Consider the following 17461-nt stretch of genomic DNA (forward strand, 5'->3'; position numbering starts at 1 on the left):
GCTACACCGCTTTACCTTTTAGCAGTTTGCGGACCCACATGCGTCCCGGGTGCAGGGTATCGAGTACTGACTGTGGCAAAGGCAAGGGCTCATCACATAACTGAGCGACGAGGATTTCTGCGGCGAGAGGCGCGGAGGTAAGACCGCGAGAACCAAGCCCCAGAAGGCAATATAGCCCAGGGTAAACAGGGACGGAACCGGCTTTTTCCTTGTCTTTTTGCAGGGTTTGGTAGGCCCAAAGCAGTGCGTCGTAATTACACACATTGCCGATAAATGGCAGGTGGTCGCGACTGGCACAGCGCACACCAACGCGTCCTGTTTCGGCAACAGGTACATGATGCGCCCAATCAGTGTCAATACAGTCGGTTAAGCGCTGCTGGTTTTCAACCTGATCGGCCGATTGAAATTCAAGGTCGGCATTGTTGCGCACATAGCTTGCGCCTAAGCAATGTTCGCCAGCCTGATTTGCCGGTGTTAAATAGCCCTCAAAACATAACACCGTGTTCAGTGCGCGGAGGTCAGCATTGGTGGGGACATGGCTCACTTGGCCGCGCACGGGGTAAACCGGAATGGGCGCCGTTTGATCAAAGCTATCCGCTTGGTGCCCATTGGCGATAATCACGTTCTGGTGACACAGCTCACCGTTGGCGGTACTCAGGGTCCAACCATTGTCCGTTTGTGTTAACGCCTTGATGTGACAATCAAAATGCGCGCTTAGCTGTCCGCGGGTGATAGCGGCACCAATCACGCCTGCGGTAAACTGTTGCGGACTGAGCCAGCCGCCCAGCGGGTAAAACACACCGGCATGCCCAGTTTCTACTCCCACTTTTTCTGTCACTGCGTCTTGGCTTACGCGCATGACCAGTGCCTCAGGAAATGCGCCATGAAGCATTTTTTCGAGTTTAGAGGCGCTTTTCTCGTCATAGCCTAGTTGGGTAACACCACACCAGTCATGTTCAAAGGCGATGCCTTGTTCAGCCTGTTGGCGAATAAACTGCCGAGCAAATAAAAAAGCGGGCGCAAAAAACTGACTCAAGTTGTCGTTGTTACCATTAAGGAGTGGATAAACCGCTCCTTGCTGATTTCCGGATGCGCCTGCCGCTGGCTGCGGGTCTTGGCAATAAAGCGTGACTTGCTTGCCCCGCTGAAGTAATGCGCTAATCAAGGCTGCACTGGCAATACCACCGCCAATAATGGCAATGTCATCCGCTGTTGCGGCGGGTGTGCGCGCATACCAAGGTGGATGGCTGGCAGTGGCTTGGCGAGCAGGCAAAGCGCCCGCTAACATTTCTCGCTTGTGACCAAAGCCTTTTACCTTTTTCATGTCAAAGCCGGCGTCAATCAGTCCACGGCGGACAAAGCCGGCCGCGGTGAAAGTCGCGCAGGTACACTGCTCTCGCGCAAGTCTTGCCATGCCATTAAATAAATCCTGGTTCCACATTTCAGGGTTTTTGCTTGGGGCAAAACCATCTAAATACCAGGCATCAACAATCCCTTTCTGACCTGTTGGTACTTGTGGTAACCAATCTTTAATATCCCCAAACCACAAATCGAGTGTAATCTGACCATCAGCTAATACAATACGTTGACAACCCGCTAACGGTACGGGGTAATGGGCGCGAAGTTGTTCAGCATAGTTTGCAAGCTCTGGCCAAGCTTGATGGGCACGCGCGAGATCTTCTACGGTCAAAGGGTACTTTTCAAAACTGATAAAGTGGAGGTGCGTGACGGTGCTATCAAGGTTAGCATGGCGGAATTGGTCAAAGGCATGCCAGGTGGCGAGAAAGTTTAGCCCGGTCCCAAATCCGGTTTCTGCAATCACAAAGCGTGACTGAGTTGCCGTATGCCAACGTTCGGGTAACTGATTTTGCCCCAGGAACACGTAGCGCGTCTCAGCTAAGCCGTCGTGACTGGAAAAGTAGACGTCGTCGAACTGATCAGCAACAGGCGTACCTGTATCATTCCAGCTGATTTTTGCATGGTCGATTGAGGGAGTGCTCACAAATGCCTCATACACAGGAAAGAGAAGATGGAAATTGTACTGATAGAAAGGAAAGCTGACCACTTATCAGCTTTAAAAACGCTATCATCCACTGCGAAATTAACGTCTAGGAAAGAATCATGAAACGAGCTGTCATTACAGGCATGGGGATTGTTTCCAGTATTGGTAACAACGTCAAAGAAGTGCTGGAGTCGCTCAAAGCGGGGAAATCTGGCATTAACTTCTCTCAGCAGTTTGCAGATATGAAGCTGCGCAGCAACGTTTGGGGGGATCTCAAACTTAACCCAGCCGACCACATTGATCGTAAAAAAATGCGCTTTATGGGGGACGCGGCTGGCTTCGCCTATTTAGCCATGGAGCAGGCGATTGAAGACTCAGGCTTAGCCCCTGAGCAAGTTTCTAATCCGAGAACGGGCCTAGTTGCCGGTTCTGGGGGCGCATCATCGGTCAACCAAGTCACGGCGGTTGATACCTTACGCGAGAAAGGTGTAAAACGCGTCGGCCCTTATATGGTGCCACGTACTATGTCATCCACGGTCTCAGCGTGCCTGGCGACCCCGTTTCAAATTAAAGGGGTCAACTACACCATGAGCTCGGCCTGTGCGACATCGGCACACTGTATTGGCCATGCGCTTGAGCTGATTCAATTGGGTAAACAAGACGTCGTGTTTGCTGGTGGCGGCGAAGAGCTTGATTGGTCGCTCACCATGATGTTTGACGCCATGGGCGCACTCTCAACCAAATACAATGATGATCCACAAAAAGCGTCACGTACCTATGATGCCGATCGCGATGGTTTCGTGATTTCTGGCGGCGGCGGTATGCTAGTAGTTGAAGAGCTTGAGCATGCGCTGGCGCGTGGTGCCACCATTTATGGTGAAATTGTCGGCTATGGGGCAACGTCTGACGGCTATGATATGGTCGCGCCATCCGGCGAAGGGGCGGTGCGCTGTATGAACATGGCGATGCAAGATGTTGATGGCGAGGTGGATTATATCAACACCCATGGCACGTCAACGCCAGTGGGTGATGTCAAAGAGCTTGGTGCCATCCAAGAAGTCTTTGGTGGTAAGAGCCCTGCTATTTCCGCGACCAAGTCGATGACAGGCCATGCACTCGGTGCTGCTGGGGCGCATGAAGCCATTTACTCGACGCTAATGCTGGCGCACGGCTTTGTCGCCCCGAGTATCAATGTTGATAACTTGGATCCGGCCGCTGATGGGCTAGATATTGTGACACAACCACGTGAGCAAGCACTCACTCGTGTTATGTCAAACAGCTTCGGATTTGGCGGAACGAACGCCACCTTGGTGATTGAAAAGTATCGCGGCTAATATCGCGCCTTTTTTTCAGGTTCTCAATGGACCCGGCCACGGCCGGGTTTTTTTATTATTGGCCTGACGTGGGGGCATGCTTTTTGGCGGATGTTTTCTTACAGGTAGGGCGATACAATGGGCGTTATTTTTCAGCGCTCGTACGCGACGTTAAAAACAGGATGCTGACCGTGAAAATAGTTGTAGATGAAAACATGCCCTATGCCCAGGCATTGTTTAGCCAATTAGGTGAAGTCGTTGCCTTACCTGGCCGGGCGATCGGTGCGGAAGATATCCAAGATGCCGACGCTTTGTTGGTGCGCAGTGTCACGCATGTTAATCACGCGTTGATTAAAGATGCCAAGCAATTACGCTTTGTCGGTTCGGCTACCGCGGGAGAAGATCACCTTGATTTTGATGCACTGCAAGCACAAGGCGTATATGCCACGGCAGCGCCGGGCTGCAACAAAGTTGGGGTCGCGGAATATGTGATCAGTGCCTTATTGGTGTTGGCGCAACAGCAAGCATTTAAATTGACCGACCGAACCGTCGGTATTGTCGGTGTCGGTCACGTTGGGAGTTACTTAGCTGATCGTTTAGCTGCACTGGGCATTAAAACCTTGCTCTGCGATCCGCCGCGTCAGGCGCGTGAGAATCGCGCGGATATGGTGGATATTGATACGCTGATTGCACAATCGGATGTGGTGACCTTTCATACGCCTCTGACGTCGACTGGTGAGCACCCTACTCATCATTTGATGAATCACGCTCGTTTAAATGCACTCGTACCGGGAAGCATTTTGATTAATGCCGCACGCGGCCCGATTGTTGATAATCAAGCGCTTAAGACACGGCTGGCACGAGGCGATATGGATGCAGTTTTGGACGTGTATGAGCATGAGCCCGAGGTCGATCTTGCGTTGGTCGAACGGCTAACCTTTGCAACGCCACATATCGCTGGCTATGGATTGGAAGGAAAAGCGCGCGGTACTACTATGGTGTTTAATGCCTTATGCCAACATTTATCGTTACCACAGCGCGCTGACGCCGCCGATCTATTGCCGACAGCGCCCATTCCTTCTGTGCAACTAGCCGCGCCTTGGCAGCAGACTGATCTTATGGCGTTAACCCAACTTGTTTATGATATCCGTCGCGACGATAGTGATTTTCGCCGAGCGATGACACAAGCAGGGGAGAACAAACCGGCACAGCGTACAGCCTTTGACCAATTACGAAAAAATTACTGGGATCGACGTGAGTACAGTGCGATCACGGTAGCCGGACACGCTGATTTCGGGTTACAGTCGCTGGCTAAGCTGGGCTTTAGTATTGAGGAGCACGCATGACACAAGCATTTGATGTTGCGGTTTTGGGCGCAACAGGTGCGGTAGGCCGTACCATTATCGACATTTTAGAAGAGCGCGATTTTCCTATTGGCACTCTCCACCTGCTTGCCAGCGAGCGCAGTGCCGGTGAAACCATTACCTTCAAAGGCGAAAGTTTGCGTGTGCAAAACGTCGACACCTTTGATTGGACCCAAGTTCAAATTGGCTTGTTTTCGGCAGGCGCGCAAACCACCGCACATTGGGCGCCTATTGCCGCAGAAGCAGGAGTGGTGGTGATCGATAATACCTCACAATTCCGCTATGATTTCGATGTGCCCTTGGTGGTGCCGGAAGTTAATCCAGCCGCGATTGGTGATTTTCGTAACCGCAATATTATTGCAAATCCCAATTGCTCAACGATTCAGATGCTGGTCGCATTAAAACCCATTTACGATGCCGTGGGGATCGAACGTATTAACGTCTCTACCTATCAATCGGTGTCAGGATCTGGAAAGTCGGGTGTCGACGAACTCGCAGGCCAAACGGTGAAACTGCTCAATAGCCAAGATGCCGAACCTTCGCTCTATAGCAAACAAATTGCTTTCAATTGCTTGCCTCAGATCGATCAATTTATGGATAACGGCTACACCAAAGAAGAAATGAAGATGGTGTGGGAAACGCAAAAGATTTTCGCTGATGAGATGATTGGGGTTAACCCTACTTGTGTGCGTGTGCCTGTTTTTTATGGCCATGCAGAAGCGGTGCATATCGAATGCCGTCAACCCATTGACGCAACAGAGGCGATGGCAATCCTTAGCCAGCACGAGCATATTGAAGTCTTTGAAGGCGAAGAGTATCCAACCCAAGTCAAAGAAGGGACGGGATCAGACAAGGTGCTTGTGGGACGGGTCCGTAACGACATTAGCCATCCAAATGGTTTAAACCTCTGGGTGGTTGCTGACAATGTGCGTAAGGGGGCCGCAACCAACACGGTACAAATTGCTGAAGTCTTAGTGCGCGATTATCTTTAATCGACAGCGTGTGACGATGACAAGAGCGTGATGGTCCACGCATCACCATGTCAGTTTGATTGATACCCCATCCGTTGATGGGGTATTTTTTTAGGCATTAAATTTGCACAGATGACGATACGCGAAGTGTGGGCATGCTATCATCGAGGCAAAACTGAGGCAGAGCGCCCACAGTTTGATCGCACAACACACTTTTATATCATCAAACTACAGTTTTTCGCATGGCTTCCGATATAGTTAGATATTTAGTGAGGCCATTTCTGCCATAGGGAGTGCGGGTGTGTCCAACGCACAGCAAAGTGAACAGTCTTCTTCTCAAACGCGATTGACGATAATCTCGCACACAGTGAGGCGGCATCTTCTTGCCGTCGTGGGGTTATTGGCGATCAGTCTCGTCAGCGTGTCTACCTTACCGGTCGAGGCGGCCATTCGTATTCTGGGCCCGCAAGAGGAAATGACGACCGAGTCGTCATCCGCACAACAATCGCCTACGGTGCAATCCGCGCAGCAATATGGCCCAACAGGTGCAAACGAAACCTTGTGGTCGATTGCGACGCAAATGCGTCCCAATACACAAGTCAGTGTTTACCAAACATTGGGCGCGATTTTCCGTCTCAATACCGACGCGTTTGCCAATAATAATATCCATCGCTTGCAGCCAGGTAGCACATTAGTGATGCCAACCTTGGAGCAAATCGAACGAGAAAGTACGCAAGATGTCGTAAATCGTCTTGAAATTGATGACGCACGTAAGCAAGCACAAACGACGACACCATTGAGTGATCAAGTCACCCAGCCTGACGCTCAAGCATCAGAGCAAGTCGACCCCGAGCAAGCTGAACCAGAATCGCAACAAAGCGCCTCAGAAACAGAGCAGGCACAGGACGCTGACGCGAGTGAGCCTGAGACACCACAACCTGAAGTGGTAGAAACGTTGCAATCGCAGCTACAAAACTCAGATCAAGAAATGACCCGCTTGGTTGAGAGTAATCATGTGCTCAAAGTGCGCTTATCCGAAGTTCAGTACGAACTGAATGCGCTGAAAGAAAAAATGAGCAGTGATGACGAGTTGAATCAGGAAATACGTGCTTTCCTAGAACAACAACGTCAGCAGCAGGCGAAACAAGAGACGCAGCCTCCCTCTGCGGTCGACTCTTTATTGGATAATCCACTCCTGCTCGCCATGTTCGCGATCATTCCTGGCGCGTTAATTGCCGGTGGGGTTTTCTTCTTCTTGGCGCGTCGTAAGAAACAAAACGAAGAGCATGACGAGCCCGCCTCACTCGACCATGATGAGCTAGATGATATGCCGGTTATCATGGTGCCCGATCCTGAAGATGAGCAGGAAGGGGAGAGTCACCAAGATCAATCTGACGATGAGTTAGAGATCACTGAGGATGGTCGTAGTGATGAAGACGTGGCATTTGGTGATGACACGGTATTCGGTGATGACACGGACCTTGATGATCTCAATCTTGACGATGAACTGGACGACATGTCTGGTAACGAATCGAGCGTTGCGCCAACCAGTGACGATGCCATTGGACTCGAGGACATGGAGCGTGCGTTAGATGAATTGGCGGATACACCGCCTGCCGATACCGAAACGTCGACCGACAGCGAAAGTGAAACCGACGACGCAGCCCTCCCTGAAGAGGAAATGAGTGCAGACGAGGCGCTTGCAGCAGAGTGGGCGAAAGCGCTAGAAGAAGGTAACGACAGTGATGTAGATGACATTGATGCCTTGCTCGCCGGGGAATCGGGCACTGAATCTACGTCGGAGGACCCCTCTGAGTCCACGCGTGAATCAGAAGCAGACGTAGAGAGTGATACTGAGGCGACATCGGATGATAACCCTGAATCAAGCGAAGCGTCGGAAGAGCAAGCACCGAATGATGCATTATTTGACTCAGCCCTTGCCGATGAGCCAGCGTTAGATCTCAGCCAAGAAATTGATTTATCAGATGACGACGACGAAGACAGCGTTTCGCTCGACAACACGACCGAGCTTCTTGATGAGCTTGTCGGTGATGATGATGACGATGATGATAGCTGGTTGAATGATCAAGATGATACGGAGACTGAGTTTGATGAAAGCAGTGATGCTTTACTGGATGAAGTATTAGACAACGATGATCCGCACCTTGAAGACTCTGACGCCTTGTTGGAGGAAGTGTTAGGTGACGACGACGAATCCGATCCACTTGCGGAGGAAGATGATCCTGCACTATGGGAAGAAGCTGAAGACAGCGATCCTAATGAAGCGGAACTCGAAAAACTGCTTTATGAATCAGAGGGTGAACCAGAGCCTGATCCCCGTAAAGCAGAACAGCCCGCAGAGCCCGAGACTGACGACGACGCACAGGGTGACACGGATGAAGCGCCAGCCGATGACACTGCAGAGCCCGAGGCCGAAGCTCAGGATGATACGGATGGAATGTCAGCCGAGGATACCGCGGAACCCGAGGCCGAGGCTCAGAACGATACAGATGAAGCACCCGTCGCCGACGAGTCGCCAGCAGACCAACAGCCGGAACAACCGGAACAAACGGCTGAGCCGGATGACACCTTCGAAGCTGACGCTCCGGACGATACAGATGAAGCACCCGTCGCCGACGAGTCGCTAGCAGACCAACAACCTGAACAAACGGCTGAATCGGATGACGCCGCCGAGGTTGAAGACACACCCGACGCTGAGCCTGAAGAGTCAGTCGATGACACTGCAGAGCCCGAGACTGAGGACGATGCACAGGATGACGTGGACGAAGAGCCAATCGCGAATGATCAGCCAGAAGACGCTCAACCCGAAGAAATGGCTGAATCGGATGACGTCGCCGAGGTTGAAGACACACCCGACGCTGAGCCCGAAGAGTCAGTCGATGACACTGCAGAGCCCGAGACTGACGACGATGCACAGGATGACACGGACGAAGCGACAGCAGAGGACACTGCTGAACCCGAGGTCGAGGCTCAGGACGATACAGATGAAGCACCCGTCGCCGACGAGTCACTAGCAGACCAACAACCCGAACAAACGGCTGAGCCGGATGACGCCGCCAAGATTGAAGACACATCCGACGCTGCACCTGAAGAGCCAGCCGAGGACACTGCGGAATCCGAGGCTGAGGACGACGCCCAGGATGACACGGACGAAGCGCCAGGCGATGACACCGCTGAATCCGATGCACAGGATGACGTGGACGAAGAGCCAATCGCGAATGATCAGCCAGTAGACGCTCAACCCGAAGAAACGGCTGAGCCGGATGACGCCGCCAAGATTGAAGACACATCCGACACTGCACCTGAAGAGCCGGCCGAGGACACTGCGGGATCCGAGACTGAGGACGACGCACAGGATGACAAGGACGAAGCGCCAGACGATGACACCGCTGAATCCGATGCACAGGATGACGTGGACGAAGCGCCAATCGCGAATGATCAGCCAGAAGACGCTCAACCCGAAGAAACGGCTGAATCGGATGACGCCGCTGAGGTTGAAGACACACCCGACGCTGAGCCTGAAGAGCCAGTCGATGACACTGCAGAGCCCGAGACTGACGACGACGCACAGGATGATACGAAGGATGCGCCAGGCGAGGACACCGCGGAACCCGAGGCCGAGGCTCAGAACGATACAGATGAAGCGCCCGTCGCCGACGAGCAGCCTGATCAAGGCGAAAATCTCGATGATATTAAAGAGGAAGATTTACTCGATTTAACCAATCTGCCTGAATATGACGAAGAAGCCGCACTGGCAGATGCAGAACCGGTTGACGAAGAAGAACAAGCTGCACTTGATAGCGTGCCAGAGCCAGAGCCAGAGCCAGAGCCAGAGCCAGAGCCAGAGCCAGAGCCAGAGCCCACCTCAAAAGAGGAACGTGATTACACGTTTGATTCTCTGTCGTTAGACGATTTGGGTGAGTTTGATGAAAACGATGCGCTAGGGGCGGCACTCGATGAACAACGAGAGCTCGAGTCTTATCTCAATGAGCAGCAAGACAATGCGCCAACCTCTGAGGCGCCCGAGCGCGATACACGCAATATCAGTGATCTGGATGACGATGATCACCAGGTCGGTGGTCTGAATATGGAGGCCTTGCTATCGGAATCCGATGACGATGAGCCTCTCGATCTTTCCGCTTTATCCGACGAAGAAGCAGCGGTTTGGCAAGCCGATAATGAGCCAGAGCCAGAAGCCGAAAGTGAAGATTGGAGCCAACAACCCGCCATTGATCCGGCCTCGCTTGAAACCTTTGAACTGGAACAGGCCTTGGATGATGATCTGCTCGGTGAGGGTGATGCTGAGAGTGAGCTTATCGGCGAAGAGCAGGAAGATGACGACTACATTAGTATCGAAGAGCTTATGCGCGATGACGGCTCGACGCCAGATATTGATCCCGACAAGGCGGAGATGAACCTTGACGTAGGGTTGGATGAATTCCCTGATGTGTTAGAAGACATTAGTGCGATTGATGTTGATGGCGACACCGCCAGCACAGAGGCATCGACCAATCTCGACTTGGCGAAAGCTTACTTGGAAATGAATGATATGGATGGCGCGATTTCCTTATTAGAAAAAGTGATCCAGTCAGGTAACAAGGCCTTGCAGCAAGAGGCTCGGCAACTGCTTGAACAACTTAGGTAACACCACAATCAGGTAGCACAGGCTACCTGATTGCTTATTAGGCCTCAGAATAGACAGTCGATGTTAAGACCTGCAACAGGCCGGCTTTATGGGTATAATGCTGCGCCTTGTTGAGCAGTAACTAAAAAGGCACAGGCATGAGATTCGCGTTAGGCATTGAATATGACGGCGCCCAGTTTTACGGTTGGCAAAGGCAACGAGAAGTCACCAGTGTCCAAGAACACTTGGAAAAGGCCTTGTCGACCGTCGCTAATCACCCTGTGGCAGTACAATGTGCGGGGCGTACCGATTCGGGAGTCCACGGCACCGGACAGGTGGTGCATTTTGATAGCGATAGCCAACGGCCATTAAAAGCCTGGACGATGGGAGTGAATGCAAACTTGCCTGATGCGATTGCCGTACGTTGGGCCACGCCTGTTCCAGACGATTTTCATGCGCGATTCAGTGCGACAGCACGCCGCTATCGCTATGTGATATACAACCACTCTTTGCGCCCAGCGATACTGGGTAAAGGTGTCAGTCACTATCATAGCGAGTTGGATGAAACCTTAATGGCGCGAGCGGGTCAGTACTTACTAGGTGAGAATGATTTCTCGTCATTTCGTGCGGCACAATGTCAATCTCACTCGCCATGGCGGAATGTGATGCATTTATCTGTCACGCGTCAGGGGCGGTTTATCGTGATCGATATAAAAGCGAATGCCTTTGTGCATCACATGGTGCGCAATATCGCGGGCAGCCTCATGGCTGTCGGTCGTAAAGAACAGCCGCCAGAGTGGATCGCATGGCTACTGGCACAGAAAGATCGCACCTTGGCGGCCGCGACGGGCAAAGCGGAAGGTTTGTATTTGGTCGAGGTAGATTATCCGGATCAATATGGCTTACCACGCCCGCCGATAGGGCCTTTGTTTTTGCCCGATCAGGTGATGGAATCCGAGAGCATACTCGGCGCAAAGCGTACGGAGACAGAATAGGTAGTACCAGTTTTTTATCCCAAGTCTGGCAGACTTGTGATTTAATTCGGTCTAATTTGTTACGAATCCAAGATGGTTGTCTAATTGTGATAGCCATGACTAAGTAAAGGTTGTCCATGAGCTGGCTAGAGAAAATATTAACCAAAAGTAATATTGGTTCATCACGCAAGGCGTCGATCCCTGAAGGGGTTTGGACCAAGTGTACGTCGTGTGATCAAGTACTTTATCACGCTGATGTCGAACGTAATTTGGAAGTTTGCCCCAAGTGTGACCACCATATGCGTATGCCAGCACGCCGTCGTCTGGATGTTTTTTTGGATCCTGAAGGACGTGAAGAGATTGCCGGTGAACTGGAGCCTAAAGACGTATTAAAATTTCGTGATTCGAAAAAGTATAAAGATCGCCTGTCAGCCGCGCAAAAGTCCAGTGGGGAAAAAGATGCACTCGTGGTCATGAAAGGCAGTGTGCTAGACGTGCCCGTGATTGCTTGTGCGTTTGAATTTAAGTTCATGGGCGGTTCGATGGGCGCAGTCGTCGGCGCACGGTTTGTTAAAGCGGTCGAGCACGCGATCGAAAACCATTGTGGCCTGGTGTGTTTTTCGGCCAGTGGTGGGGCGCGCATGCAAGAAGCCTTGATGTCATTGATGCAAATGGCGAAAACCAGTGCGGCACTTGAGCGTTTATCGCGTCACAACTTGCCATTCATTTCGGTACTCACTGATCCAACTTACGGTGGGGTGACCGCGAGCTTTGCTATGCTCGGAGACATTAATGTCGCAGAGCCAAAAGCGATTATCGGTTTTGCTGGCCGTCGCGTCATTGAGCAAACCGTACGCGAGAATCTGCCAGACGATTTCCAAACCAGTGAGTTCTTGCTTGAGCATGGTGCCATCGACATGATTGTTGATCGTCGTGAGATGCGCCAGCGTTTGGCGGGCCTATTGGCGAAGCTGGGTAACATTAAGTCGCCATTAGTCGTCGATGTTGAGCAAGATAAACCTCAACCTCCAGAAGAGCCTGAAGTGGCACCTTCCTCTCAAGAGCAATAATTGACCGTGTTCCATGGCGTTATCCTTGGTATCATTTGCCCATCATCGAGTAACTGACCAAGTCAATGTCTGAACTACAGCATCCAACAGCCACATCCTCAATGGATACGTGGCTGTCTTATCTAGAAAATATCCATACCAGTGCCATCGATCTTGGCCTTGAACGCGTCGCGGCAGTTGCGGAGCACGCCCAATTGACCAAGCCTGCGCCTAAAGTGATTACCGTTGCAGGGACCAATGGCAAGGGGACCACCTGCGCCTTATTAGAGGCAATATTACAGCACGCGGGTTACCGTACGGGGGTTTACAGCTCACCACATCTTATTCATTACAATGAGCGGGTCCGTATCAATGGCGACGTGCTGGCCGATAGTGAGCATACTCAAGCGTTCGAGGTAATTAACCAGGCACGTGGCCAAACCAGTCTGAGCTTTTTTGAATTTGGTACCTTAGCCGCGTTACAGCTATTTAAACATCATGCGCTTGATGTCGTGATCCTCGAAGTGGGTCTCGGTGGCCGTTTAGATGCCACCAATGTGGTGGATCATGACGTATCAGTGATCACCAGTCTCGCGCTCGATCATTGTGATTGGCTGGGCAATGACATTAATCAGATTGGCTATGAAAAAGCAGGCATATTCCGGAAAGATAAACCGGCGATATGTGGTCAGCCTGCGCCACCTGCGAGTGTTGCCGCGCATGCTGATGCGATTGGCGCGGAATTAAATCAGTTAGGCTATCAGTACCACTATGCCATGACAGGCGATACGTGGCGTTGGGCGGCCGGTGCTTTTGAACTGACAGAGCTACCTATTCCGGCTATTCCGCTACAAAATGCGGCAACGGCTTTAATGGCGCTGGGCGTCGCTGACCTCGACATTGCTGATACACACATTACTGAGGGATTAGCGTCTGTCGCGGTTACTGGTCGGATGCAAGTTATTGCTGACGCCCCTTACACGATTTTTGACGTCGCCCATAATCCGCATGCTGCCGCTTACCTAGCAAAGAAACTCGCTGAGCAAAAAGCGAGATTGACAGGACGCGTGCATGCTGTGGTGGCGATGTTAGCAGACAAAGATATAGAGGGTACCTTAGCCTGTTTTGATGGCATTGTGGATTGCTGGTACCCCGCTTCTTTAGCCGTACCTCGTGGCGCGTCAGCCGATAAATTGCCGGTGGTGGCATCAATGCAATTCAGCTCACCGAGTGACGCCTATCAACATGCGTTGAGTCAGGCTGAACCTGAGCGAGACTGTGTGGTCGTATTTGGGTCGTTCCATACCGTTGGGCAGGTGATGGAAACGCTTAATTAAAACGGAGTCATTGTGGCCAGTAAGTTACAAAAAAGAGTGGTCGGCACCCTAGTGTTAGTCTCTATCGGTGTGATAGTGCTACCTGATGTGCTCGATGGCAAAAAAGAGCATTACCAAGAAAACTATCAAAGCATCCCCCTGCGGGATGACTTTGATGGCACAGTGAGCCAAATGCCGGTTGAAGAACCCGAGGTGATTGAGGTGACAGCGCCCGATACCCAGGTAAACGATACGCGTTCAGCTGACACAAATGCGCAGGCTGAGACGGAAAAAAGTGACCCAACGCCCACGCCATCAAGTACAGCGTCAGTCAACGACGGAGACAGCGCATGGATGATCCGTTTGGGGACCTTCCGTAACCAAGAGAATGCTCGTCGCTTGGTTAAGCAATTACGTGACAAAGGGTATCAAGCACATATCTTACCCAGAGACATTCAACCCGGTGACTTAGCAAAAGTGGTCGTCGGGCCACATGTTTCTAAAACCACACTCGAATCGCAACTGACTGATCTGCAATCGCTGACAGGATTGAAAGGACAGTTGCGCAAATTTGACCCACTTACCCAATAAGAAAACGTTTGCGTGAGCATTTTTTCTGTTAGAATGCGCACGTCTCGAGCAAGTGAATACGATGAATTGGATTGATTATCTTATTATTGGCGTCATTGGTTTTTCGGCGTTAGTGAGTGTGATTCGAGGCTTTGTAAAAGAAGCCTTGTCATTAGTGATTTGGTTTGGGGCGTTTTTTATTGCCAGCCAATTCTACACGCAGCTAGCGGTGTATTTGACCAATATCCAAGATGCGGTTATCCGTAATGGTAGTGCTATCGCCTTGTTGTTTATTGCCACCTTATTGGTCGGCGCAGTAGTCAATTATGTGATTGCCCAGTTAGTAGAAAAAACGGGATTGTCTGGCACGGATAGAGTGCTTGGTATGGTGTTTGGCAGTGTGCGCGGCGTGTTAATCATCGCGGCGGTGCTTTTCTTCCTCGATGCCTTTACATCGGTCGCCAACAACCAAGCGTGGGGACAATCGCAACTTATTCCTAACTTTGCGGTAGTGATCGAATGGTTCTTCCACTATCTCGAGAACAGTTCCAGTTTCTTACCTGAGATCGCAGGATCTTAGGCTGATATTCGCGTAACAAGGAATCGCTGACATGTGTGGTATTGTTGGAATCGTTGGTAACACTCCGGTCAATCAGTCCATTTACGATGCACTGACTGTGCTTCAACATCGAGGACAAGATGCAGCCGGCATTGTCACTATCGATGACAATCGTTTCCGGCTTCGAAAAGCCAATGGGTTAGTCCAGGATGTGTTCCAACTGAAGCATATGCAGCGCTTGCAAGGCCAGGTTGGAATAGGGCATGTAAGGTATCCAACAGCGGGCAGCTCTAGTGCATCAGAAGCACAGCCTTTCTATGTCAACTCGCCGTATGGGATTACTCTCGCCCACAATGGTAACTTGACCAATGCTGAGGCGTTGCGCCAATCTTTATTTGAAAAAGATCGTCGTCACCTTAATACAACGTCTGACTCTGAAATTCTCCTCAATGTCCTTGCCCATCAACTCTCGACTGCGACTTCTCATCCTCTTACTGTTGATGATATGTTTACCGCGGTGAAAGCGGTCCATCGACAAGTCTCCGGCGCTTATGCCGTTGTGGCAATGGTGATTGGGCATGGTGTTATCGCTTTTCGTGATCCTAAAGGCATCCGCCCGCTTTGTTTAGGGAAGCGCGATACGCAAACAGGTACCGAGTATATGGTTGCGTCTGAAACCGTTGCATTGGATGCCGTGGGTTTCGATTTCGTGCGTGATGTCTCACCCGGAGAGGCGGTTTATATCACCTTAGAGGGACAACTTCATACCTGTCAGTGTGCGGACTCACCGAGTCTTAACCCTTGCATCTTTGAGTTCGTTTACTTTTCTCGTCCCGACTCATTTATCGATAAAGTGTCTGTTTATGGGGCGCGTATTCGTATGGGTCAAAAGCTTGGCGCTAAAATTCAGCGCGAGTGGGAAGACGTGGATATTGATGTCGTCATTCCTATCCCTGAGACATCTTGTGATATCGCGTTAGAAATTGCGCAAGTGCTAGGTAAACCCTACCGCCAAGGCTTTGTTAAAAATCGCTATGTAGGTCGTACGTTTATTATGCCGGGGCAGCAGATGCGTCGAAAATCCGTACGTCGTAAACTCAATGCCATCCGTTCAGAGTTTAAAGACAAGCGCGTACTCTTGGTCGATGATTCGATCGTGCGAGGCACAACCTCAGAGCAGATCATCGAGATGGCACGTGAAGCAGGCGCCAAAGAAGTCTATATGGCCTCCGCGGCCCCTGAAGTACGATTCCCCAATGTCTATGGCATTGATATGCCGAGCGCCAACGAGTTGATTGCTCATGGTCGCGAAGTGGATGAAATTGGCCAATTAATTGGTGCCGATGGCTTGGTTTATCAAGATCTGCCTGATCTTGTCGCCGCTGTTGGTGAGGCCAACCCAGCGATTGAGCGCTTCGAAACATCGGTGTTTAGTGGCGAATATGTCACCCAAGATGTGGATCAGGCGTACCTCGAGTATTTACAAAGCTTACGTAGTGATGATGCTAAAACTGTACGAGAGCAGCAACAAGAGCTTGCGAACTTAGAGATACATAACGAAGATTAAACAAATACGCCGCGAGATTATCGCGGCGTATTTGTCTTTTTAGCGAGAGAAGGTCTTAGTGTGTGAAAACAGGCCCCATGCCGACATTCCACAGAATCACGGAGGCGGCAAGGATAGCGACCAACAGGACTAAGCCGCAGGTGACGACGGAGCTTGCATAAATAAAACCGCGCTCTTCAGGGATCTCCATGAGTATCGGCACGCCGGTATACAGCAGATAAACGGAATAAGCGACACCGATCAAGCCGACAATCATGACAAACCATACCACCGGATAGAGCGTTGCAAGCCCGACCATAAAAATCGGCGTCGCCGTGTAAGCGGCCAGCTCAAGGCATTGCGTATAGTTAGGCGCAGAGCCAAATGTTCGACTCATCCACAAGGTTAGGTAGGCAAGGGCAGCAACCCCACCGAGTAACGCTAAATACATAGCACTGGCAATAAAAAGCGCGCTTTGTGGCGTCATGAAAATGGGCTCTCCCGCGCCGATTTGCCAGCCGATATTGACACTCGCGTAGTAGGCACACACAGGTGGGATCAACGCTAACAATAGCGCATGTCCGATGCTACTTGAAACGCCCTCGTGTCGTTCGCCAATTGTTTTCCATTCTTTTTTGGGATGGGTATATAACCCGACTAAGTGACCTAAAATCATAGTAACCCCGCTCGTTATTCCCTAAATATAAACAAAGGTGCAATGGTCGGCGCACGACAGCTGGGTAACGGCTAGCTCGGCTGTGCGAAGACAGATGCCCAAATCTTCTTTCCTTACCTAACGAATAGCTCTTGACATCATAATTGGCAAGTTTTGTGCGCTATAACAACCTTCCTCACGAGGCAAAGGGCGAAGTCGCTCGGAAATAAAGTGAGGAAAATATGCATTATGTGATGATTGTCATGTATTAATTGTTGAACATCTCACTTTTAATACAGAGTGGCGTACCCTGGAGTGTTGCTGATTTTTAAGTGTTTTTTATCGTACTCCTTGTTGTACGTTAAGATGCATGTGAGTTTATATTGATAAAATTGTTATTTTAAACAGCTGTTTATTGTTCGCTATCAAATTAAATATCATAAGCAGGCACGGGGTGTCTGAGTTCAGCTACGATTAGTACAGAGCGATTTAAAACA

At 50.8% G+C, this 17461-nt stretch carries 12 protein-coding genes; 10 read left to right on the forward strand and 2 right to left on the reverse strand.

Annotation, left to right across the window (positions count from 1 at the left end):
• Position 1: 1 nt before the first annotated feature.
• Complete coding sequence (gene mnmC / locus BZG80_RS02385) at positions 2-2002, reverse strand: bifunctional tRNA (5-methylaminomethyl-2-thiouridine)(34)-methyltransferase MnmD/FAD-dependent 5-carboxymethylaminomethyl-2-thiouridine(34) oxidoreductase MnmC (protein ID WP_077678654.1); 2001 nt, start codon at positions 2000-2002, stop codon at positions 2-4.
• Positions 2003-2121: 119 nt separating this feature from the next.
• Here mnmC and fabB point away from each other — a divergent pair, with 119 nt between their 5' ends.
• From fabB to purF, 10 genes are all read left to right on the forward strand, one after another.
• Positions 2122-3336, forward strand: coding sequence for a beta-ketoacyl-ACP synthase I (fabB, locus tag BZG80_RS02390; RefSeq protein WP_021023107.1), 1215 nt, complete (start codon positions 2122-2124; stop codon positions 3334-3336).
• A gap of 170 nt (positions 3337-3506) precedes the next feature.
• Entirely contained in the window at positions 3507-4661 is a 1155-nt protein-coding gene (locus BZG80_RS02395) for a 4-phosphoerythronate dehydrogenase (RefSeq protein ID WP_077678690.1), read from the forward strand.
• Positions 4658-5671, forward strand: a complete 1014-nt coding sequence (locus BZG80_RS02400; RefSeq protein ID WP_077678655.1) for an aspartate-semialdehyde dehydrogenase — start codon at positions 4658-4660, stop codon at positions 5669-5671. The genes BZG80_RS02395 and BZG80_RS02400 overlap by 4 nt, the downstream gene beginning before the upstream one ends.
• Positions 5672-5951: 280 nt before the next feature.
• The gene (locus BZG80_RS02405; protein WP_131827541.1) at positions 5952-10316 is read left to right on the forward strand and encodes a FimV/HubP family polar landmark protein; all 4365 of its coding nucleotides are present in this window, start codon (positions 5952-5954) and stop codon (positions 10314-10316) included.
• Between the two features lie 137 nt (positions 10317-10453).
• Positions 10454-11290, forward strand: coding sequence for a tRNA pseudouridine(38-40) synthase TruA (truA, locus tag BZG80_RS02410; protein ID WP_077678657.1), 837 nt, complete (start codon positions 10454-10456; stop codon positions 11288-11290).
• 116 nt (positions 11291-11406) lie between these two features.
• Positions 11407-12339 (forward strand): acetyl-CoA carboxylase, carboxyltransferase subunit beta, encoded by a 933-nt coding sequence (accD, locus tag BZG80_RS02415; protein WP_077576274.1) that lies wholly within the window; start codon positions 11407-11409, stop codon positions 12337-12339.
• Positions 12340-12404: 65 nt separating this feature from the next.
• Positions 12405-13655 (forward strand): bifunctional tetrahydrofolate synthase/dihydrofolate synthase, encoded by a 1251-nt coding sequence (gene folC / locus BZG80_RS02420; RefSeq protein ID WP_077678658.1) that lies wholly within the window; start codon positions 12405-12407, stop codon positions 13653-13655.
• A gap of 12 nt (positions 13656-13667) precedes the next feature.
• Positions 13668-14225 (forward strand): SPOR domain-containing protein, encoded by a 558-nt coding sequence (locus BZG80_RS02425; RefSeq protein WP_021022876.1) that lies wholly within the window; start codon positions 13668-13670, stop codon positions 14223-14225.
• Positions 14226-14286: 61 nt separating this feature from the next.
• Complete coding sequence (locus BZG80_RS02430) at positions 14287-14784, forward strand: CvpA family protein (protein ID WP_021022877.1); 498 nt, start codon at positions 14287-14289, stop codon at positions 14782-14784.
• 31 nt (positions 14785-14815) lie between these two features.
• Complete coding sequence (gene purF, locus BZG80_RS02435) at positions 14816-16330, forward strand: amidophosphoribosyltransferase (protein WP_077576276.1); 1515 nt, start codon at positions 14816-14818, stop codon at positions 16328-16330.
• A 55-nt stretch (positions 16331-16385) separates the two neighbouring features.
• Here the strand turns inward: purF and BZG80_RS02440 are convergent, their stop codons facing one another.
• Positions 16386-16985: a Yip1 family protein gene (locus tag BZG80_RS02440; protein WP_077460340.1), complete on the reverse strand. Its 600-nt coding sequence runs from the start codon at positions 16983-16985 to the stop codon at positions 16386-16388.
• Between the last annotated feature and the right edge of the window lie 476 nt (positions 16986-17461).

It is taken from the genome of Salinivibrio sp. MA440 (assembly GCF_001996265.1).
GTDB classification, from domain to species: Bacteria; Pseudomonadota; Gammaproteobacteria; order Enterobacterales; family Vibrionaceae; genus Salinivibrio; species Salinivibrio costicola.